The organism is Streptomyces sp. NPDC043746 (assembly GCF_056436485.1).
This window is the reverse complement of record NZ_JBWKCM010000004.1, coordinates 224,936-246,118: the sequence shown is the minus strand read 5'-3', so window position 1 is coordinate 246,118 and position 21,183 is coordinate 224,936. Positions and strand designations below refer to the sequence as shown.

General features: G+C 72.4%; 18 protein-coding genes and 1 pseudogene. 13 read left to right on the top strand and 6 right to left on the bottom strand.

From position 1 onward, the window contains the following. Positions 1-139: 139 nt before the first annotated feature. The 3 genes from AC0682_RS06750 to AC0682_RS06740 all read right to left on the bottom strand — a co-directional run bounded on the left by AC0682_RS06750 (position 140) and on the right by AC0682_RS06740 (position 4,763). Positions 140-2,581 (bottom strand): Tex family protein, encoded by a 2,442-nt coding sequence (locus tag AC0682_RS06750; RefSeq protein ID WP_478531320.1) that lies wholly within the window; start codon positions 2,579-2,581, stop codon positions 140-142. Positions 2,582-2,765: 184 nt separating this feature from the next. Continuing rightward, the gene (locus tag AC0682_RS06745) at positions 2,766-3,632 is read right to left on the bottom strand and encodes an SCO6745 family protein (RefSeq protein ID WP_478531319.1); all 867 of its coding nucleotides are present in this window, start codon (positions 3,630-3,632) and stop codon (positions 2,766-2,768) included. Between the two features lie 354 nt (positions 3,633-3,986). Then, the gene (locus tag AC0682_RS06740; RefSeq protein ID WP_478531317.1) at positions 3,987-4,763 is read right to left on the bottom strand and encodes an enoyl-CoA hydratase/isomerase family protein; all 777 of its coding nucleotides are present in this window, start codon (positions 4,761-4,763) and stop codon (positions 3,987-3,989) included. An 80-nt stretch (positions 4,764-4,843) separates the two neighbouring features. Between AC0682_RS06740 and AC0682_RS06735 the strand changes: the two genes are divergently transcribed. Together AC0682_RS06735 and AC0682_RS06730 are read left to right on the top strand one after the other, a co-directional pair. Further along, complete coding sequence (locus tag AC0682_RS06735) at positions 4,844-5,554, top strand: HdeD family acid-resistance protein (RefSeq protein ID WP_478531315.1); 711 nt, start codon at positions 4,844-4,846, stop codon at positions 5,552-5,554. 146 nt (positions 5,555-5,700) lie between these two features. Next, a complete protein-coding gene (locus AC0682_RS06730; protein WP_254811305.1) occupies positions 5,701-6,156 on the top strand; it encodes an ATP-binding protein in 456 nt (151 codons plus the stop codon). A gap of 57 nt (positions 6,157-6,213) precedes the next feature. On the opposite strand, the gene idi is transcribed toward AC0682_RS06730, so the two are convergent. The 3 genes from idi to galE all read right to left on the bottom strand — a co-directional run bounded on the left by idi (position 6,214) and on the right by galE (position 9,491). Further along, complete coding sequence (gene idi, locus AC0682_RS06725) at positions 6,214-6,807, bottom strand: isopentenyl-diphosphate Delta-isomerase (protein WP_254811304.1); 594 nt, start codon at positions 6,805-6,807, stop codon at positions 6,214-6,216. Positions 6,808-7,401: 594 nt separating this feature from the next. Next, positions 7,402-8,343 (bottom strand): cation diffusion facilitator family transporter, encoded by a 942-nt coding sequence (locus AC0682_RS06720; protein WP_478531313.1) that lies wholly within the window; start codon positions 8,341-8,343, stop codon positions 7,402-7,404. Positions 8,344-8,501: 158 nt separating this feature from the next. Further along, positions 8,502-9,491, bottom strand: coding sequence for a UDP-glucose 4-epimerase GalE (galE, locus tag AC0682_RS06715; protein WP_254811302.1), 990 nt, complete (start codon positions 9,489-9,491; stop codon positions 8,502-8,504). A 319-nt stretch (positions 9,492-9,810) separates the two neighbouring features. Here galE and AC0682_RS06710 point away from each other — a divergent pair, with 319 nt between their 5' ends. From AC0682_RS06710 to AC0682_RS06660, 11 genes and pseudogenes are all read left to right on the top strand, one after another. Next, the gene (locus tag AC0682_RS06710; RefSeq protein WP_478531311.1) at positions 9,811-11,565 is read left to right on the top strand and encodes a DUF5941 domain-containing protein; all 1,755 of its coding nucleotides are present in this window, start codon (positions 9,811-9,813) and stop codon (positions 11,563-11,565) included. Then, complete coding sequence (locus tag AC0682_RS06705) at positions 11,562-12,299, top strand: phosphocholine cytidylyltransferase family protein (RefSeq protein WP_254811300.1); 738 nt, start codon at positions 11,562-11,564, stop codon at positions 12,297-12,299. Before AC0682_RS06710 ends, AC0682_RS06705 begins: the two co-directional genes overlap by 4 nt. Beyond that, entirely contained in the window at positions 12,287-13,348 is a 1,062-nt protein-coding gene (locus AC0682_RS06700; RefSeq protein WP_254811299.1) for an iron-containing alcohol dehydrogenase family protein, read from the top strand. Before AC0682_RS06705 ends, AC0682_RS06700 begins: the two co-directional genes overlap by 13 nt. Then, the gene (locus AC0682_RS06695) at positions 13,326-14,105 is read left to right on the top strand and encodes a CDP-alcohol phosphatidyltransferase family protein (protein WP_478531309.1); all 780 of its coding nucleotides are present in this window, start codon (positions 13,326-13,328) and stop codon (positions 14,103-14,105) included. The genes AC0682_RS06700 and AC0682_RS06695 overlap by 23 nt, the downstream gene beginning before the upstream one ends. 8 nt (positions 14,106-14,113) lie before the next feature. Further along, a complete protein-coding gene (locus AC0682_RS06690; protein ID WP_254813159.1) occupies positions 14,114-14,986 on the top strand; it encodes a glycosyltransferase family 2 protein in 873 nt (290 codons plus the stop codon). Positions 14,987-15,087: 101 nt separating this feature from the next. Continuing rightward, positions 15,088-16,017 (top strand): ABC transporter permease, encoded by a 930-nt coding sequence (locus AC0682_RS06685; protein ID WP_254811297.1) that lies wholly within the window; start codon positions 15,088-15,090, stop codon positions 16,015-16,017. After that, a complete protein-coding gene (locus AC0682_RS06680; protein ID WP_019767127.1) occupies positions 16,010-16,795 on the top strand; it encodes an ABC transporter ATP-binding protein in 786 nt (261 codons plus the stop codon). Before AC0682_RS06685 ends, AC0682_RS06680 begins: the two co-directional genes overlap by 8 nt. Before the next feature lie 428 nt (positions 16,796-17,223). Beyond that, the gene (hpnC, locus tag AC0682_RS06675) at positions 17,224-18,135 is read left to right on the top strand and encodes a squalene synthase HpnC (protein ID WP_254811296.1); all 912 of its coding nucleotides are present in this window, start codon (positions 17,224-17,226) and stop codon (positions 18,133-18,135) included. A gap of 29 nt (positions 18,136-18,164) precedes the next feature. Further along, entirely contained in the window at positions 18,165-19,085 is a 921-nt protein-coding gene (hpnD, locus tag AC0682_RS06670) for a presqualene diphosphate synthase HpnD (protein ID WP_437441661.1), read from the top strand. A gap of 118 nt (positions 19,086-19,203) precedes the next feature. Then, on the top strand, positions 19,204-20,589 hold the full coding sequence (gene hpnE, locus AC0682_RS06665) for a hydroxysqualene dehydroxylase HpnE (RefSeq protein ID WP_478531308.1): 1,386 nt from the start codon (positions 19,204-19,206) through the stop codon (positions 20,587-20,589). Beyond that, positions 20,586-21,080: pseudogene (locus AC0682_RS06660) on the top strand (polyprenyl synthetase family protein); the annotation flags it as partial. The gene hpnE and the pseudogene AC0682_RS06660, both read left to right, overlap by 4 nt. Positions 21,081-21,183: the final 103 nt, after the last annotated feature.

Below are 21,183 nucleotides of genomic sequence, written 5' to 3'. Positions count from 1 at the left end.
CCCCACCGAATTGGAGGTCCCCGAAGGCCTCGGAGACAGCCGCCGGAGGGGGGGGGGGGGGGGCGGGGGGGGGGGAGGGGGGGGGTGGGGGGGGGGGGGGGGGGGGCCCCCCCCCCCCCCCCCCCGGACCGGCCGGGGCTCAGCGCCCCCGGCCACCGCCCTGCTTGGGGTCGGACGTCAGACCGGCCCGCCGCAGCGCGTCCGCCATCGCGCTGTTCGCCGGAGCCGGAGCGCCCTGTCCCTGTCGGCCGCCACCGCCGCCACCGCGCCGGTCGCGGCTGCTGCCCTGACGTCCCTGCCCGCCACCGGAACCCTGACCGCCCTGCCCCTGCCGCTGCTTCGGCGGCCGGGAGCCGCGCTCGCCGCGCCCCTGACCGCCGCCGGAGCCGCCGCCCGCGCCCGGCTCGTCGTCCAGCCGCAGCGAGAGCGAGATCCGCTTGCGCTGCACATCGACGTCCATGACCTTGACCTTCACGATGTCGCCGGGCTTCACGACGTCGCGCGGGTCCTTCACGAACGTCTTCGACAGCGCCGACACATGGACCAGGCCGTCCTGGTGGACGCCGACGTCGACGAACGCGCCGAAGGCGGCCACGTTCGTCACGACGCCCTCCAGCACCATGCCGGGCTCCAGGTCGCCGATCTTCTCGACGCCCTCCTTGAAGGTGGCCGTGCGGAAGGCGGGCCGGGGGTCGCGCCCCGGCTTCTCCAGCTCCTTGAGGATGTCCGTCACCGTCGGCAGACCGAACACCCCGTCCACGAAGTCCGCCGCCCGCAGCGACCGCAGGGTCTCCGTGTTGCCGATCAGCGCGGCGACCTCGCCGCCCGTCGTCTTCGCCATCCGCCGCACCACGGGGTAGGCCTCCGGGTGCACGCTGGAGCCGTCCAGCGGGTCGTCGCCGCCCCGGATGCGGAGGAAGCCCGCGCACTGCTCGTACGCCTTCGGGCCGAGCCGCGCCACGTCCTTGAGCGCCTTGCGGGAGCGGAAGGGGCCGTTGGCGTCACGGTGCGCGACGATGTTCTCCGCGAGCCCCGAGCTGATCCCCGAGACCCGTGAAAGCAGCGGCGCGGAGGCGGTGTTGACGTCCACGCCCACCCCGTTCACGCAGTCCTCGACGACCGCGTCCAGCGAGCGCGAGAGCTTCACCTCGGACAGGTCGTGCTGGTACTGCCCGACGCCGATCGACTTCGGGTCGATCTTCACCAGTTCGGCCAGCGGGTCCTGGAGCCGCCGCGCGATCGAGACGGCCCCGCGCAACGACACGTCCATGTCGGGCAGTTCCTGCGAGGCGAAGGCGGAGGCGGAGTACACCGAGGCGCCCGCCTCCGAGACCATCACCTTGGTGAGCTTCAACTCCGGGTGCTTGTCGATCAGTTCACCGGCGAGCTTGTCCGTCTCCCGAGACGCCGTGCCGTTGCCGATCGCGATCAGGTCGACCGCGTGCTCCTTGGCGAGGTGCGCGAGCTTCGCCAGCGCCTGGTCCCACTTGTTGGCGGGCACGTGCGGGTGGATCACATCGGTGGCCACCACCTTGCCGGTGGCGTCGACGACCGCGACCTTCACGCCCGTACGGAATCCGGGGTCCAGGCCCAGCGTGGCGCGCGTCCCGGCCGGGGCGGCGAGCAGCAGATCGCGCAGGTTCGAGGCGAAGACCCGTACGGCCTCGTCCTCCGCCGCCGTACGCAGCCGCAGCCGCAGGTCGATGCCCAGGTGCACCTGGATCCGGGTCCGCCAGGCCCAACGCACCGTGTCACCCAGCCACTTGTCGGCCGGGCGCCCCCGGTCCGCGACGCCGAAGCGGCGGGCGATCATGTTCTCGTACGCGGACGGGCCCGGCTGCTCCGCGGCCTCGGGCCCGTCCGGCTCCAGCGCCAGATCGAGCACGTTCTCCTTCTCGCCGCGCAGCATCGCGAGCACCCGGTGCGAGGGCAGTGCGGTGAACGGCTCCGCGAAGTCGAAGTAGTCCGCGAACTTGGCGCCCGCCTCCTCCTGCCCCTCGCGCACCTTCGCCGCCAGCCGGCCTCGTGTCCACATGCGCTCGCGCAGCTCACCGGTCAGGTCGGCGTCCTCGGAGAACCGCTCGGTGAGGATCGCCCGCGCGCCCTCCAGGGCCGCCGCCGCGTCCGCCACCCCCTTGTCGCCGTCCACGAACGCGGAGGCGGCGGTGAGCGGGTCGACCGAAGGGTCTGCGAGCAGGCCGTCCGCCAGCGGTGCGAGCCCGGCCTCCCGGGCGATCTGCGCCTTCGTCCGCCGCTTGGGCTTGAACGGCAGGTAGACGTCCTCCAGGCGCGCCTTCGTCTCGGCTCCCCGGATCGCGGCCTCCAGCGCGGCATCGAGCTTGCCCTGCTCGCGTACGGATTCGAGGATCGACGTACGCCGCTCCTCCAGCTCCCGCAGATAGCGCAGCCGCTCCTCCAGCGTGCGCAGCTGGGCGTCGTCGAGCGATTCGGTCGCCTCCTTGCGGTAGCGAGCGATGAACGGCACGGTGGACCCGCCGTCGAGCAGCTCGACGGCCGCCCTGACCTGTCGCTCCCGTACGCCGAGTTCCTCGGCGATCCTGCCTTCGATGGACGTCGTCACGGTTCTACCGACTCGCCTTCTCGTACTGGCTGTGCAGTGACGGGGCCCTCTCGTTCGGATCCGGACCCCGAGCTGCATTCTGCCGGGTGGCCGGGGCCCCTGTCGCGTGACCTGGTCGAACACGCCCGGAGCCCCGGCCACCCGGAGCCCGGCACGAACGGCCGGAGCCCCGGCCCACCGGGGCTCAGCGCCCGGTCGCCTCGGACGGGAACGCGCCCGCCGCCGCGGCGGTGAAGAGGAAGGCGCGCCCCAGTTCGGTGAGCCGCTCCACCCCCTCCGCGCCGAGGTGTTCGTACGGGGCCCGGTCCATCCGGTCCGTCGCCGCCTCCACCTCCGCGCGCAGCGCCGTCCCCGCGTCGGTCAGCGCCAACTCCTCGCCCGCGGCGAGCAGTCCGCGCTCCCGCAGCCGCTCGGACCCCGCCTCCCAGTCGGCGCGGCGCCAGCCCCGGGAGGAGAGGATCCAGCGGATCGCCATGCCCTTGCCCGTCGCGGTGTGGCTGACCAGCGACTCCAGCGGGTCCAGCTCGGCGGCGAGCAGCGCGGCGAGGTGGGCGTCGCCCCGGTGTTCGCGGAGCAGGGTCGCGGCGTGCCAGAACGCCAGGTGCGGCTCCTCGGGCACCGGCAGCTCGGCGTGGGCCGCGTAGAGCGGCCGGGCGTACGGGGCGCAGGCCTCGGTGGCCCGCAGGGCGAGCCGGGCCGCCTCCGCCATCTCCGCCGAGGCGATGGCCTCCTCGCCGAGCACCCGCCGCAGCGTGGCGTCCGCCGCCCGCCACCGGGCCTCGATCACCTGCTCGGGCGTGGCCACGGACCAGACGGCGGGCACATGGCGGGCCACCAGGGCGGGGCTGAAGTTGTAGAACGTGGCGGTGACGGTGCCCGCCCCCACCGCCCCGAAGGCGGCGGCACGGGTGGCGAAGTAGACGGCGCTCGGGTCGTCGAGGCCGAGCTTGCCCATCTCGGCGCCCAGGTCGGGGGAGAAGAAGAGGCACGAGTGCAGCGGGTTGACGGCGTGGTGACAGCGGCGTTCCGCGCGAGCAGGGAGGGTACTCATACCCGCACGTTACCGACTGGTCGGTACGGCATGGAACCCCGGGGGAGGCGGCAGTATCACCGGCCCCGGCGACGCGGAAGGTGGCGAACTCGTCATTGCGGTCACCACCGGCCAGCGCCCGGGGTGACAGCCGTGACCCGGCGAACCGTCCTCGTCGTCCTCCTCGACGGAGCCCAGAGCCTCGACGCCTGGCCCCGGCTCCGCTGGTGGACCGGTGGCGCGCGAAGAGCCGGCCCACCACCCGGCAGGGCTCGCCGGGAACCGGGACGGCGGGGGCCCGCCGGGAGCCGGGACACGGCCCGGCGGCGCGCCCCGCAAGACCCGACCGGCCGCGTGTCCTGGTGGGCCACTGCCTCACCCGGTGGGGCCCCCGCCCCCCGTCGTGTACGTGAACGTCGGCTCCCGCCGCCCCAGGAAGGCGGCGACGCCCTCCGCGGTGTCGCCGTTGGAGCGCGCCTCAGCGGTCCAGTACGCGTCCCGGTCCCGCCTCCCCGCCGCGAACTCCTTGGCCGAGGCCTGCGTCAGCTGGGAGCGCGAGGCCAGCACACCGGCGTATGCCGTCACCCGCCCGTCCAGGCCGGCACCGTCCGGCAGCACCTCGTCCACCAGCCCGGTGCGCAGGGCACGCTCCGTGTCGATCAGCTCACCGGAGAAGAGCAGGTGCTTCGCCGTGGCCGGGCCGACCAGGGAGACCAGCCGCCGGGTGGAGGAGGACGGGTAGACGATGCCGAGCTTGGCGGGTGTGACGCCGAAGAGCGCGCCCTTCTGCGCGAACCGCAGATCGCAGGCGGCCGCGAGCTGGCTTCCGCCGCCCACGCAGAAGCCGCGCACGGCGGCGAGCGTCGGCCGGGGGAAGGCGGCGAGCGCCTCCTCGGCCGCCACCGCGAGCGCCTGGGCCTCCCCGGAGCTCTCCCGCAGCGTGGAGATGTCGGCCCCGGCGCAGAAGGTGTCCCCGGCGCCCGTCAGCACCAGCACCCGGACGGCCGGGTCGGCGGCCAGCCGCTCCAGCAACTCCGGCAGGCTCCGCCACATCGCGGCGGTCATGGCGTTGCGCTTGGCGGGGTGGCTGATCACGACGGTGGCGACACCGCCGTCGACGGAGCAGAGCAGCTGGGAATCCGTACGGTCCATGCGCCGGATGCTATCCGTACGGTTCGAACCTATGATCAAGAAGGGGTCGCGAAGCGGACACGCACCGTGAGGAGCTGTCGATGAACGGACCGACCGCCGGAGGCGGAAAGCGCGAAGCCGCCCAGAAGGCCGGACACGGCCCCGCCGCCGAGGGCAGAAGGCTCAGCCGCAGTTTCGGCTGGCTCGCCTTCCTCGGCACCCTGCTGGTGATCGCGGGCATCGTCGGCCTGATCTACACGGGCGTCGCCACCCTCACCTCGATGCTGCTCTTCGGCTGGCTGCTGCTGATCGGCGGTCTCGTCGCCCTGGCGCACGCGATCGAGTCGCGCGGCACCAACTACTTCTGGCTCGGTGTCGTGGTCGCCGCCCTGAACCTCGCCGCGGGTGTCGTGGTCATCCGCCACCCCGAGGGCACGGCCGAGGCGCTGACCATGTTCGCCGCGCTGCTCTTCCTGACCGGCGGGCTGTTCCGGCTGGTCGGCAGCGTGGTCGTCCGGGGCCCGCAGATGGGATGGACCCTGCTGCAAGGCGCCTTCGGGCTGCTGCTGGGTCTGCTGGTGCTGTTCGACTGGCCGCAGAGCAGCCTGTACGTCCTCGGGCTCTTCTTCTCGCTGGCCCTGCTCTTCGACGGCCTCGGGCTCATCGCCATCGGGATCGGCGGCCGGCGCATCGTCGGCATGGTCTCAGGCCGACTCGACGGCCGGGGGGCCGACGGGGGAGCCCAACGGCTCGATGTGCCCGGCCCGGCTACGGACAGTCCACCCAAGGCCCCGGGAGACGGTCGGAAGTAGTCCACGGCCTGGCCATATCGCGCACCTCCGGTCAAATAGCGCCGATAGGCAGCTATTTCCGATCAGTGGCACGGTATGGACCAAGCCATTCCCAACACTCTTTACTCGACGGTCAGTGCAGTGCGAGTGAGAGCTGGTGCCGGACGATGGAGAGCCTGGAGAGTCCCCCTGCCGATCCCGTGTCGTACGAGGGGGTGTGGCGATTCACCGCCCCCGCCGCCGACGTGTCCGTGCCCCGGGCCCGGCACGCCGTGCGCGACCTCCTCGGCCGCCAGGGCGTGCCGATCGAGGACGACATCCTGCAGGGGCTGCTGCTGATCGTCTCGGAGCTGGTCACCAACGCCGTCAAGCACGCGGCGCTCCTCTCGCCGGAGCTGGCGGTCGAGGTGGCCATCGGCGCCGACTGGGTCAGGGTCTCGGTCGAGGACAGCCACCCCTACCGCCCCACCGCGCTGGAGACGGACCACGCGCAGACGGGCGGCCGGGGGCTGTTGCTGGTCAAGGAGGTCACCGCCGAGGCGGGCGGCAGCTGCGACGTGGAGCACACCGCGAGCGGCGGCAAGATCATCTGGGCGGCGCTGCCGTTGAAGACGCAGCTCTGACCGCCCCGTACGGGCACCGCCGACGGACCGCCCCGCCAGGGCACCGCCGACGCCGGGTCACCAGCCCGCGGACGGCCCCGTCAGCTCACGGATCGCCGGGCGCGCCGCGTCCAGCACCGTCATGAACCAGGCCGAGAAGGGGGCCTCGGCGTGCCGCTCCGCCAGCTCCGCCGCCGTCACGAAGGCCGTCTCCCCGACCTCCTCAGGGTCCGGTGACAGCTCCTTCTGCGCCATCCCCACGAACAGGTGGTTGAACTCCTGCTCCACCAGGCCCGAGGCCGGGTCCGGGTGGTTGTAGCGGACCGTGCCCGCCTCCGCGAGCAGCGAGGGCGCGATCCCCAGCTCCTCGTACGTACGCCGGGCGGCCGCCGCGAAGGGGGCCTCGCCCGGGTAGGGGTGCCCGCAGCAGGTGTTGGACCAGACACCGGGGGAGTGGTACTTGCCGAGCGCCCTGCGCTGGAGCAGCAGCCGTCCCTGCTCGTCGAAGAGGAAGACGGAGAACGCGCGGTGCAGCTGCCCGGGGGCCTGGTGGGCCGCCAGCTTCTCCGCGGTGCCGATGGTGGTGCCGTTCTCGTCGACCAGTTCGAGCATGATCGCTTCTGCGGTGCCGTTCGACGAGCTGTGCGTCGCGGTGGCTGGTGTGGTCGGCATACCCATCCTTCGCTTTGGTCCCCGGCCTCGTGCGCCGGACCCCTGGAGTCCGATCAAGTCTGCCGTACAAAAGCCGCTTGTCCGCACTTCGGGTCCGGGCATGTCCGTCCCGCCGCGCCGGGTGCGCGCGGCGGGACGGACGGCGTTCTTGCCCCCGAAGGCGGCCGGACAGCGGATCATGCCGGTCGGAACCGGGACGGAACCGTCCGGCACCAGCGCCGTCATCGCCTCGCCCGGCACCTCGAAACCTGGCCGGATCCCGTACGCGGAAGGGGGTGCACAACCGAAGCGCGCGTAGTCCTCGTAATGGCCGAGCACCACCACCAGCGCTTCCCTGCGCGCCCCGGCCGCATCGAGCGCCGCCCGCACCACCGCCCGTCCGGCCCCCTGCCGCTGGTAGGCGGGCGAGGTGGCCGCCGGGGCCGGGGCGTCCCCGATCCGGCACCGGGCCAGCAGCGCGTCAGCCGCCACGGACCCGGCCGGTGCCTCCGCGACGTACGACAGCTCCGACAGCCAGGCCCCGGCGTCGGCCCGAAGGGAAGCCCCGTGCGCACCGTGCAGCGACACCGCCCCAGTACCGCCGGAGCGCCCGGCTCAGTGGCAGAGACGGGCCTCGTGCTCCGCGTGACCGCTCGGCTCCAGCTGGAAGGTGCAGTGCTCCACGTCGAAGTGGTCTCCGAGGCAGCCCTGCAGCTCGTGGAGCACCTTCTCGTGCCCTATCGAGTCGAGCATCTCCTGGTGCACCACCACATGGGCCGAGAGCACCGGCATCCCCGAGGTGATCGTCCAGGCATGCAGGTCGTGGACGTCCAGGACGCCGGGCAGCTCCGTGATGTGCGCCCGGACCTCCGCCATGTCCACCCCCTTCGGTGCCGCCTCCAGCAGCACGTTCAGGGTCTCCCGCAGCAGCTTCACGGTCCGGGGGACGATCATCAGGCCGATCACCAGGGAGGCGATCGGGTCGGCGGCCTGCCAGCCGGTCGCCATGATGATGCCCGCCGAGACGATCACCGCGACCGAGCCCAGGGTGTCCGCCATCACCTCCAGATAGGCGCCGCGCACATTGAGGCTCTCCTTCTGTCCGCGCATCAGCAGGGAGAGGGAGACGATGTTGGCCACCAGACCGACGACGGCGAAGATGATCGCCAGGCCGCCCTTCGTCTCGGCCGGGGTGATGAACCGGTCGACCGCCTCGAAGATCAGGAAGGCGCCCACGCCCAGCAGCAGCAGGCAGTTGGCGAGCGCCGCCAGGATCTCGGCGCGGGCGAAGCCGAAGGTGCGGTTCGGCCCGGCCGGCCGGTTGGCGAAGTGGATGGCGAGCAGCGCCATCCCGAGCCCCAGGGCGTCGGTGGCCATGTGGGCGGCGTCCGCGATCAGGGCCAGCGAGTCGGAGAGCACCCCGCCGACGATCTCCATGACCATCACGCTCAGCGTGATCGTCAGGGCGACGCGCAGCCTGCCCCGATAGGCGGCGGCCGCCGTTCCGGTCGGGGGCGGCCCGTCGTGCGTGTGCCCGTGGTCGTGGCCAGCCCCCATGCGAAACGCCTCCAGATCCCTGCGACAGCGCCAGGGCGAAACCGCCCGGCGCGACCCAGTGAACTACGGGTGGGGGGTATCGGGCAACACGGTACTGAACACCGTTGTCATATGCTCTGACCTGCGGAAACGTTCCGCAGGTCAGAGCGATGGAGTGATCATTTACGAGCCTCGGGGCGGGCCTGGGGATGACGCAGGCACCACCCCTCCCACGCCGACTCCACCATCGAGCGGACGTCCCGCTCGGCCGCCCACCCCAGCTCCCGGACCATCAGCGCGTTCGACGCCACCGCCCTCGGCGCGTCCCCCGCCCGGCGCGGCTCCACCACCGGCTCCACCGGGTGTCCGGTCACCTCGCGGATCACGTCGATCAGCTCCCGTACCGAGACGCCCTCGCCCCGGCCGACGTTCAGCGTCAGATCGCCTCCCTCGCGTCCGGCCAGCGTGCGCGCCACGGCGAGATGGGCCTCGGCCAGGTCCGCCACATGGATGTAGTCGCGGACACAGGTGCCGTCGGGCGTCGGGTAGTCGTCGCCGAAGATCCGGGGTGCCTCACCGCGCGTCAACCGGTCGAAGACCATCGGCACGATGTTGAAGACCCCGACGTCGGCCAGCTCGGGCCCGCCCGCGCCCGCCACGTTGAAGTACCGCAGGCAGGCGGTGGAGATCCCGTGCGCCTTCCCCGTCGCCCGCACCAGCCACTCACCCGCGAGCTTGGTCTCCCCGTACGGGTTGATCGGCAGGCACGGTGTCTCCTCCGTGATCAGGTCCACATCCGGTACGCCGTAGACGGCCGCCGACGACGAGAAGAGGAAGCGCCGCACACCCGCCGCGACCACGGCCTCCAGCAGCACGCCCAGGTCGGCGACGTTCTCCCGGTAGTACAGCAGCGGCTGCTCCACCGACTCGCCGACCTGCTTCTTCGCCGCGAGGTGCACCACACCGCGCACCGCGTGCTCGGCGAGCACCCGGTCCAACAGCGCCCGGTCCGCGACCCGGCCCTCCGCCAGCGCGACGGCCTCCGGCAGTCGCTCGGCGACCCCCGAGGAGAGGTCGTCGAGCACCACGACCCGCTCTCCCGCCGCGGCCATGGCCCGTGCCACGTGTGCCCCGATGTATCCCGCCCCACCTGTGATCAGCCATGTCATACCGGCCACCCTAAGCGTCCCGCCCACCGCCCCCGCCGCGCGGTTTGTGGGGCGGGGCACCGATCGATGATGATGATCGCGGACGGAACCGGGCCGATCACGGCCACCCGAACGGCGCACAAACGGGTGGTGAACCCGGCCTTCCGTACATCCGATAACCTCAGCCGACATGCCGCCGGCCCGCCTCGTGGCCGTGCTGCCGTGTGTCGTCCACCCCGTCAGCGCCAAGGAGTGAGTTCGTCTGTCGACCGCCATCCTCACCGGTACGCCGGTACCCGGCTCGTCGCTCGCGGACGACCTGCGGTCCCTGGGCTTCGACGTGCTCACCGCCGCCGACGCCGGTGACGCGGCGGCGCTCCTCGCCGCCGTCCCGGTCGGCCGCCGGGTCGCCCTCGTGGACCCGCGCTTCGTGGGCCATGTGCACGCGCTGCGGCTGGGACTGACCGACCCGCGCTTCCCCGCCGCCACCCTGCCCGGAGCGCTCACCGCCCAGGCGGAGGCCCGGCCGGCCCTGCTGCGCGCACTGCACCGCACCACCGCGGCGGTCGGCGCCGGCGCCCCCGTCGTCGACCCGCAGGCCGACCCGGCCCCCGAGGACCGCACCGTCCCCGGCCGTATCGCCGTCGCGCTGGAGTCCGAGGGCACCCCCGTCCACCGCCCCGCGCTCGGCTCCCTGGTCGCGGCCGTCCCCACCGACGCCGAGCAGCAGGCCGCCGCCGCGGCCGGGCTCACCTCGGTCGACGACGAGGCGGTACGGCTGCGCAGCGCGGTCAAGGCCCACGACGGGTTCTTCACCACCTTCTGCATCAGCCCCTACTCCCGCTACATCGCCCGCTGGTGCGCCCGCCGGGGCCTCACCCCCAACCAGGTCACCACCGCGTCCCTGGTCACCGCGCTCGTCGCGGCGGGCGCGGCGGCCACCGGGACCCGCGGCGGCTACATCGCGGCCGGGATCCTGCTCCTGGTCTCCTTCGTGCTGGACTGCACCGACGGGCAGCTCGCCCGCTACTCGCTGCAGTACTCCACGATGGGCGCCTGGCTGGACGCCACCTTCGACCGGGCCAAGGAGTACGCGTTCTACGCGGGCCTCGCCATCGGCGCCGTGCGCGGCGGTGACGACGTCTGGACCCTGGCGCTCGGCGCGATGGTCCTCCAGTCCTGCCGCCACGTCGTGGACTTCTCGTTCAACGAGGCCAACCACGACGCGGTCGCCAACACCAGCCCCACCGCCGCCCTCTCCGACAGGCTCGACAGCGTCGGCTGGACCGTCTGGGCGCGCCGGATGATCGTGCTGCCGATCGGTGAGCGCTGGGCCATGATCGCCGTGCTCACGGCCCTGACCACCCCGCGCATCGTCTTCTACGCCCTGCTCGTCGGCTGCTCCCTCGCCGCCTGCTACACCACGGCGGGCCGCCTGCTGCGCTCGCTGACCCGCAAGGCCCGGCGCACCGACCGGGCCGCGCAGGCCCTGGCGGACCTGGCCGACTCGGGACCGCTCGCCCAGGCCGTCGCCGCCGTCGCCCCCGGCCTGCGGGGCGCGTTCACCGCCCCGGTGCTCGCCCTGCTCGGGGCGCTCGTGATGGTCGGCTCGGCGCTCTTCCTCCCGTACGGCAGCGGGGTCACCGTCGCCGCCGCCGGGGTCTACGTGGTCCTCTCCGGCCTCGCCGTCGCCCGCCCGCTCAAGGGCGCCCTGGACTGGCTGGTGCCGCCGGTCTTCCGGGCCGCCGAGTACGGCACGATCCTGGTGCTGGCCGCGCGCAGTGACGTCCCCCACGCCGTTCCCGCGGCCTTCGGGCTGGTTTCGGCCGTCGCCTACCATCACTACGACACGGTCTACCGCATCCGCGGTGGCACCGGCGCGCCGCCCCGGTGGCTGGTGCGGACGATCGGTGGACACGAGGGCCGCACCGCGCTGGTGGCCGTCCTCGCCGCCGCACTCACCCACGCCTCAGGTTTCACCACCGCGCTCACCGCCCTCGCGGTGGCCGTGGCTCTGGTGGCGCTCGTGGAGTCCATCCGCTTCTGGGTGTCCTCCTCGGCCCCCGCCGTACACGACGAAGGAGAACTCGCATGATCGGCCTCGTACTGGCAGCCGGTGCAGGACGACGTCTGCGCCCCTACACGGACACGCTCCCCAAGGCGCTCGTCCCTGTCGACGGCGACAAGACGGTCCTCGACCTCACCCTCGCCAACTTCGCGGCGGTCGGACTGACCGAGGTCGCGATCGTCGTCGGCTACCGCAAGGAAGCCGTCTACGCGCGCAAGGCCGAGCTGGAGGCCACGTACGGCCTCACCCTCACGCTCATCGACAACGACAAGGCCGAGGAGTGGAACAACGCCTACTCCCTGTGGTGCGCCCGTGACGTCATCAAGCGCGGGGTGATCCTCGCCAACGGCGACACCGTGCACCCGGTCTCCGTCGAGAAGACCCTCCTGGAGGCCCGCGGCAAGGGCCAGAAGATCATCCTCGCCCTCGACACCGAGAAGAACCTCGCGGACGAGGAGATGAAGGTCATAGTCGAGGAGGGCAAGGGCGTCCAGCGCATCACCAAGCTGATGGACCCGGCCACCGCCACCGGCGAGTACATCGGCGTCACCCTCATCGAGGGCGAGGCCGCCGAGGAGCTGGCGGACGCGCTGAAGGCCACCTTCGAGCGCGACCCCGACCTCTACTACGAGGACGGCTACCAGGAGCTGGTCAACCGCGGCTTCACCGTCGACGTGGCCCCCATCGGCACCGTGACCTGGGTCGAGATCGACAACCACGACGACCTGAAGAAGGGCCGTGAAATCGCGTGCCAGTACTGACCCGGCTCATTCCGTCCCCGGTCGTCGTCGACATCCGGCGCGGCGCCATGGACGATCTGGCGGGTCTCCTGGCCGACCAGCGGATCTCCTCCTCGGGCAGGCTGGCCGTCGCGATCAGCGACGGCTCCGGGCGCGCCCTCAGGGAGCGGCTCGCCCCGGACCTGCCGGGCGCCGACTGGTACCCCGTCTCCGACGGGACGATCGACTCCGCGGTGAAGCTCGCGGACGGCATCAAGGGCAACCGTTACGACGCCGTGGTGGGCCTGGGCGGCGGCAAGATCATCGACGTGGCGAAGTACGCCGCGGCGCGGGTCGGGCTGCCCATGGTCGCCGTCGCGACGAACCTCTCGCACGACGGCCTCTGCTCCCCGGTCGCCACGCTGGACAACGACAACGGGCGCGGCTCCTACGGGGTGCCCACCCCGATCGCCGTCGTCATCGACCTCGACGTGATCCGTGAGGCGCCCGTGCGGTTCGTCCGCTCCGGCATCGGGGACGCGATCTCCAACATCTCCTGCGTCGCCGACTGGGAGCTGGCCCACGAGGTCAACGGCGAGGAGATCGACGGCCTCGCGGCGGCGATGGCCCGCCAGGCAGGCGAGGCCGTGCTGCGCCACCCGGGCGGGGTCGGTGACGACTCCTTCCTCAAGGTGCTCGCCGAGGGGCTCGTACTGACCGGCATCTCGATGTCGGTCGCGGGCGACTCACGTCCGGCGTCCGGCGCCTGCCACGAGATCAACCACGCCTTCGACCTGCTCTACCCCCAGCGCGCGGCCAGCCACGGCGAACAGGTCGGCCTCGGCGCCTGCTTCGCCATGCACCTGCGCGGTGCCCAGCAGGAGTCCCTCCTGATGGCATCGATACTGCGCCGCCACGGCCTGCCGGTCCTGCCCGAGGAGATCGGGTTCACCGTCGACGAGTTCGTCCGGGCCGTCGACTACGCGCCGCAGACGCGCCCCGGACGCTTCACGGTCCTGGAGCACCTCAACCTGTCCACCGACCAGATCAGGGACGCGTACGCCGACTATGCCAAGACCATCAGTAGCTGAACTCCGCCCGGTCGTGCACCCGGCCGGGGTGAAGGACCGGCGCAGCGGCGAGCACTGGGCCGGGCGGCTGTACATGCGCGAGGTCTCCCTGCGGGTGGACCGCTACCTGGTGAACACCCGGGTGACGCCGAACCAGGTCACGTACGTCATGACGCTGGCCGCCGTCCTCGCCGCCCCGGCCCTGCTGGTGCCGGGCATCCCGGGCGCCCTGCTCGGTGTGCTGATGGTCCAGCTCTACCTGCTGTTCGACTGCGTGGACGGCGAGCTTGCCCGCTGGAAGAAGCAGTACTCGCTCAGCGGGATCTACCTGGACCGGGTCGCCGCCTACTTCTGCGACGCGGCGGTCCTCGTCGGCCTCGGCCTGCGCGCCGCCGACATCTGGGGCGAGGGCCGGACCGACTGGCTCTGGGCGTTCCTCGGCACTCTCGCCGCCCTCGGCGCGATCCTGATCAAGGCCGAGACGGACCTGGTCGGGGTGGCCCGGCACCAGGGTGGGCTGCCGCCGGTCAAGGAGTCGGCCTCCGAGCCGCGCTCCTCCGGCATGGCGCTGGCCCGCCGGGCAGCCGGGGCGCTCAAGTTCCACCGGCTGATCCTCGGGATCGAGGCCTCGCTGCTGATCCTGCTGGTGGCGATCGTCGACGCCATCGGCGGCGACCTCTTCTACACCCGCCTGGCGACGGCCGTCCTGGCCGGGATCGCGCTGCTCCAGACCCTGCTGCACCTGGTCTCCGTACTGGCGTCCAGCAGGCTGAAGTGACCTCTGCCATGAAACTGGGCGCGGTGATCATCACGATGGGCAACCGCCCGGACGAACTCCGCGCCCTCCTCGATTCGGTCGCCGCCCAGCACGGGGACCGGATCGAGGTCGTGGTGGTCGGCAACGGCGCCCCGGTCCCGGACCTCCCGCCCGGGGTGCGGACCGTGGAGCTGCCCGAGAACCTGGGCATCCCCGGCGGGCGGAACGTCGGCATCGAGGCGTTCGGCCCCTCCGGCGCCGAGGTGGACGCCCTGCTCTTCCTCGACGACGACGGGCTGCTCCCCGAGCGGGACACCGCCGAGCTGTGCCGACGGGCCTTCGAGGCGGACCCGCGGCTCGGCATCCTCACCTTCCGGATCACCGACCCCGACACGGGCACCACCCAGCGCCGGCACGTGCCCCGGCTCCGGGCGGCCGACCCGCTGCGCTCCTCGCGGGTGACGACCTTCCTCGGCGGCGCCAACGCCGTACGCACCGAGGTCCTCGCCGAGGTCGGCCCGCTTCCCGAGGACTTCTTCTACGCCCACGAGGAGACCGACCTCGCCTGGCGGGCGCTGGACGCGGGCTGGATGATCGACTACCGCGCGGACCTGGTGCTTCACCACCCCACCACGGCCCCCTCCCGGCACACGGTCTACCACCGCATGGTGGCCCGGAACCGGGTCTGGCTGGCCCGCCGTAATCTGCCCGCCCCGCTGGTCCCGCTCTACCTGGGGATCTGGCTGCTGCTCACCCTGGTCAGGCGCCCGTCGCCGCCCGCGCTGAAGGCCTGGTTCGGCGGTTTCCGGGAGGGCTGGTCGACGCCCTGCGGTCCCCGCCGCCCGATGAAGTGGAGGACGGTGTGGCTGCTGACGAGGCTGGGCCGACCTCCGGTCATCTGAGACTCTGTCCTCTGAGACCATGAGGCGTATTTTCTTTCCGGAACCTGTCCGCCTGAGCCGCGCCCGCGACTGGCTGCGCGTGAAGACGAGAGTTTCAACTTGTGAGTGACACGACCCACGACGGTGGGGTAGCCCTCGGGACCCCGCCGTCCGCCGACGAGGGCCTCGGCCCGGCCCAGCTGGCCGCCAAGTACGGCCTGACCGTGAGCGGTGCCCGGCCCGGGCTGCTCGCCTACATGCGACAGCTCTGGGGCCGGCGCCATTTCATCCTGGCCTTCTCCAGGGCGAAGCTGACCGCCCAGTACAGCCAGGCCAAACTGGGCCAGCTGTGGCAGGTGGTCACCCCTCTCCTGAACGCCTGTGTCTATTACCTGATCTTCGGACTGATCCTGGGGACCAGGGAGGGGATTCCCCACGACGTCTTCGTGCCCTTCCTGGTCACCGGCGTCTTCGTCTTCACCTTCACCCAGAGCTCCGTGATGGCGGGGGTCCGGTCGATCTCCGGCAACCTCGGCCTCGTCCGGGCCCTCCACTTCCCCCGGGCCTCGCTCCCCATCTCGTTCTCGCTCCAGCAGCTCCAGCAGCTGATGTTCTCGATGATCGTGCTGGTCGCGGTCGCCGTCATCTTCGGCAGCTACCCCTCGCTGTCCTGGCTCCTGGTGATCCCCGCCCTGATCCTCCAGTTCGTCTTCAACACAGGCCTGGCCCTCGTCATGGCGCGGCTCGGCTCCAAGACCCCCGACCTGGCGCAGCTGATGCCGTTCATCATGCGCACCTGGATGTACGCCTCGGGCGTCATGTTCTCCATCCCGGTGATGCTCAAGGACAAGCCGCAGTGGATCGCCGACGTGCTGCAGTACAACCCGGCGGCCGTCTACATGGACCTGGTCCGCTTCGCCCTGATCGACGGGTACGGCTCCGAGAACCTGCCGGACCACGTCTGGGCCGTCGGCCTCGGCTGGGCCCTGCTGCTGGGCGTCGTGGGATTCGTGTATTTCTGGAAGGCAGAGGAACGGTACGGCCGTGGCTGAGGACAACACGCAGGGACGGACTCCCACGGTCATCGCCGATGACGTCCACATCGTCTACCGGGTCAACGGTGGTGGCGGCGGCCGGGGCAGCGCCACCGCCGCGCTGAGCCGCATGCTGCGCCGCGGCAAGGGAGAGCAGCGCGGGGTCAGGAAGGTGCACGCCGTGCGCGGCGTCTCCTTCACCGCCTACCGGGGCGAGGCCATCGGCCTCATCGGCACCAACGGCTCCGGCAAGTCGACGCTGCTGCGCGCCATCGCCGGTCTGCTGCCGACCGAGTCCGGCCGGGTCTACACCGACGGCCAGCCCTCGCTGCTCGGCGTGAACGCGGCGCTGATGAGCGACCTGACCGGCGAGCGCAACGTGGTCCTGGGCGGCCTGGCCATGGGCATGTCCCAGGCCGAGATCCGCTCCCGCTACCAGGAGATCGTGGACTTCTCCGGCATCAACGAGAAGGGTGACTTCATCACCCTGCCGATGCGCACGTACTCGTCCGGTATGGCGGCGCGGCTGCGCTTCTCCATCGCCGCCGCCAAGAACCACGACGTCCTCATGATCGACGAGGCGCTGGCCACCGGTGACCACAAGTTCCGGATCCGCTCCGAGGAGCGGATCCGCGAACTCCGCAAGGAGGCGGGCACCGTCTTCCTGGTCAGCCACAACAACAAGTCGATCAGGGACACCTGCGACCGCGCGCTGTGGCTGGAGAAGGGCGAGCTGCTGATGGACGGCCCCACGGAGGAAGTCCTCAAGGCGTACGAGCGCGAGACGGGCAAGTAGCTTCTCCGCCACCTGTGGCCTCCGCCGGACCGGTCCGGCGGAGGCCACAGCGGTGTGCGGGACGGCGCACGGCGCGGTGGAGGCCACCCGCAGTACGCCGTGGGGGGTGATCTCCTCCCGGCGGATGACGTCAACCCGCCGACGTACGGAGAAGGTTGACGTGCGACACCATGCCACCGCCACGGGGCTCCACCCCGCCGCACCCCTGTGAGCTGCACAACGTAGGCTGTAGCGGTGCTGATTCACGGCAAGTGGGGCGATACGCCCCGGCGCTTCGCCCGCTGTGCGGCAGCGCACTCGGAAGGACGAGCGGCGTGTCCGAAAAGGGTTGTTTTGGGTCAGCAGTGTAGAACGGGAGATGTGACGGCAATGACGGAAAATCTCCAGCTCCGACGTGGTTCCGCCGTCCCCGCGCCGGGCGGTCCGCAGTGACCTCCGCCCCGCAGGCGCGCACCGGCGACGCCACCCTCGGCAAGGCCGCGGACGAGAACTTCCCCGTGGCCCCCTTCTTCCTGCCCCGCGCCTGGCGCGACGACCTGATGGCGGTCTACGGCTTCGCCCGGCTCGTCGACGACATCGGTGACGGCGACCTCGCCCCCGGCGGCGCCGACGCCCGCCACCTGGGCCTGGAGCCCGAGCAGAGTGACGACCGGCTGGCCATGCTCGACGCACTCGAAGCCGACCTGCGCCGGGTCTTCGCCACCACCGGCCAGGAGCCGCACCACCCCCTGATGCACGCCCTGCGCCCCACCGTGCGGCGCCGCGGGCTCACCCCCGAACCCTTCCTCGGGCTGATCGAGGCGAACCGGCAGGACCAGAAGGTCCGCCGCTACGCCACCTACGAGGAGCTGGCCGCCTACTGCGAGCTCTCCGCCAACCCGGTCGGCCGCCTGGTCCTCGCCCTCACCGGCACCACCAGCCCGGAGCGCGTACGCCGCTCCGACGCGGTCTGCACGGCGCTCCAGATCGTCGAGCACCTCCAAGACGTGGCCGAGGACCTCGCCCGTGACCGGATCTATCTGCCCGCCGAGGACATGGACCGCTTCCGCGTCACCGAGGCCGACCTGGCCCGGCCCACCGCCGGCGCCTCGGTCCGCGCCCTGATCGCGTACGAATCCGAACGCGCGAGCGAGCTGCTGAAGGAAGGCACCCCGCTCGTGGGTAGCGTCAGCGGCAGGCTCAGGGTCCTGCTCGCCGGCTTCGTCGGCGGCGGACGCTCCGCCCTCACCGCGATCTCGGCCGCCGGGTTCGACGTACTGCCGGGGCCGCCCAAGCCCACCAAGCCGAGCATGCTGCGCGAAGTCGCAGTCGTCCTGCGAAGAGCGCGTAGAGAGAGGTGAGCTTGACCGTGGAGGGACAGACGACGCACATGTCGCCGCCGGTCCAGGCCGCATACCGTTACTGCGAGGCCGTCACCGGGCAGCAGGCCCGCAACTTCGCCTACGGCATCAGACTGCTGCCGTACGAGAAGCGGCAGGCCATGTCGGCCCTGTACGCCTTCTCCCGTCGCGTCGACGACATCGGTGACGGTGAGCTGGACCCGGCGACGAAGCGGACGCGGCTGGAGAGCACCCGTGAACTGCTCGACCGGATCCGGCACGGCAAGGTCGAGGAGGACGACACCGACCCGGTGGCCGTCGCCCTCGCGGACGCCGCCCGCCGCTTCCCCCTGCCGCTGGAAGGCCTCGACGAGCTGATCGACGGTGTCCTGATGGACGTCCGCGGCGCCACGTACGAGACCTGGGACGACCTGAAGGCCTACTGTCGCTGCGTCGCCGGTGCCATCGGCCGCCTCAGCCTCGGCGTCTTCGGTACGGAACCGGGGGCACCCGGCGCCGAGCGGGCCTCCGAGTACGCCGACACCCTCGGCCTCGCCCTCCAGCTCACCAACATCCTGCGGGACGTCCGCGAGGACGCCGGCAACGGGCGCACCTATCTCCCCGCCGACGACCTGGCCAAGTTCGGCTGCTCCGCCGGTTTCCACCGCACCACCCCGCCGCCCGGCGCCGACTTCGCCGGCCTCGTCCACTTCGAGGTCCGCCGGGCCCGCGCCCTCTTCGCCGAGGGGTACCGCCTGCTGCCCATGCTGGACCGCCGCAGCGGCGCCTGCGTCGCCGCCATGGCCGGGATCTACCGCCGCCTGCTGGACCGGATCGAGCGCGACCCGGAGGCCGTGCTGCGCGGCCGGGTCTCGCTGCCCGGCCACGAGAAGGCGTACGTCGCGGTGCGCGGCCTCTCCGGCCTGGACGCCCGCCATGTCTCCCGGCTGGCCTCCCGGGGGCGAGCCTGATGCTTTCCGGCAGCTCCGGCGCCCGGTCAACCCCCGGGTGGCCGCACACGTCCACGACTGCGACGATCTCTACCGGGACGACCCGGCGACCGGTGACGGCCCGGCGAGAGGGGCAGGCATGAGCGACGAGACACCGCGCCCCGTCGCGGTCGTCGTCGGCGGCGGACTGGCCGGCATCACCGCGGCCCTCCGCCTGGCGGACGCCGGACTCGACGTGACCCTGCTGGAAGGGCGGCCCCGCCTCGGCGGCCTCGCCTTCTCCTTCCAGCGCGGCGACCTCACCGTCGACAACGGCCAGCACGTCTACCTGCGCTGCTGCACCGGCTACCGCTGGTTCCTCGACCGGATCGACGGCGCGCACCTCGCCCCCCTCCAGGACCGCCTGGACGTCCCCGTCCTGGATGTCGGCCGCGCCGCCGGACCCCGCCTCGGCCGGATCCGCCGCACCGGCCTGCCCGTACCACTGCACCTCGCCGGGGGTCTCGCCGCCTATCCCCACCTCTCCCTCGCGGAGAAGGCGAACGTCGGCCGCGCCGCCCTCGCGCTCGGCCGCCTCGACCCCGCCGACCCGGCGCTCGACGACGTCGACTTCGCCACCTGGCTGAAGCGGCACGGCCAGTCCGAGCGCGCCGTCGAGGCCCTCTGGGACCTCGTCGGCGTCGCCACCCTCAACGCCACCGCCCCCGACGCCTCCATGGCGCTCGCGGCCAAGGTCTTCAAGACCGGCCTGCTCTCCGAGCCCGGCGCCGCCGACATCGGCTGGGCCACCGTGCCCCTGGGCGACCTGCACGACACCCTCGCCCGCAAGGCCCTGGACACCGCGGGCGTCCGCACCGAGCTGCGTGCCAAGGCGGGGTCCCTGACCCGCACCGAGGACGGCCGCTGGAGCGTCGAGACGGCAGGGGAGCGGCTCACCGCCGACACCGTCGTCCTGGCGGTTCCCCAGCACGAGACCCACGCCCTGCTGCCCGCCGGCGCCCTGGACGAGCCGGACCTGCTGCTCGACATCGACAACGCGCCCATCCTCAACGTGCACGTGATCTACGACCGCAAGGTGCTGCGCCGCCCCTTCTTCGCCGCGATCGGCTCCCCGGTCCAGTGGGTCTTCGACCGCACGCACTCCTCCGGGCTGAAGGGCCCCGGCCAGTACCTGGCGCTCTCCCAGTCCGCCGCCCAGGAGGAGATCGACCTGCCCGTCGCCGAGCTGCGGAAGCGCTACCTCCCCGAGCTGGAGCGGCTGCTGCCCGCCGCCCGCGGCGCGGGCATCCGCGACTTCTTCGTCACCCGCGAGCGCACCGCCACCTTCGCGCCCGCCCCGGGCGTCGGCCGACTGCGCCCCGGGCCCCGTACTCGGGCGGCCGGGCTGCACCTGTCGGGCGCCTGGACCGCCACCGGCTGGCCCGCGACGATGGAGGGCGCCGTGCGCAGCGGCTTCCAGGCCGCCGACGCGGCCCTGGGCGGCCTCGGCCGCCCCCAAGGACATCCGCTGCAGGAGGCGGCATGAGCAGTACCACCGGAACAAGAGGAGAGTCAGTGACCCCGGCGAATCCGGCTTCCGACACCGTGGACCAGACCACGGACGTCACCGTGCTTCTGGAGCGCGGACGAGCCCTGTCAGCGCCGGTGCTGCGGGCTGCCGTGGACCGGCTGGCGCCGCCCATGGACACCGTCGCGGCCTACCACTTCGGCTGGATCGACGCCGAAGGGCGGCCCGCCGACGGCGACGGCGGCAAGGCCGTGCGCCCGGCGCTCGCCCTGCTGTCGGCCGAGGCGGCCGGCGCCCCCGCCGAGGCGGGCGTCCCCGGCGCCGTCGCCGTCGAACTCGTGCACAACTTCTCGCTGCTGCACGACGACCTGATGGACGGCGACGAGCAGCGCCGCCACCGCGACACCGTATGGAAGGTGCACGGCCCAGCCCAGGCCATCCTGGTCGGTGACGCGCTCTTCGCCCTCGCCTACGACCTGCTGCTGGAACTGGGCACGGTCGAGGGGGGGGGGGGGGGGGGGGGGGGCGCCCCCCACCCCCCCCCCCCCCCCCCCCCCCCCCCCCCAACACCCCCCCCCCCCCCCCCCCCCCCCCCCCCCCTCCCCCCCCCTC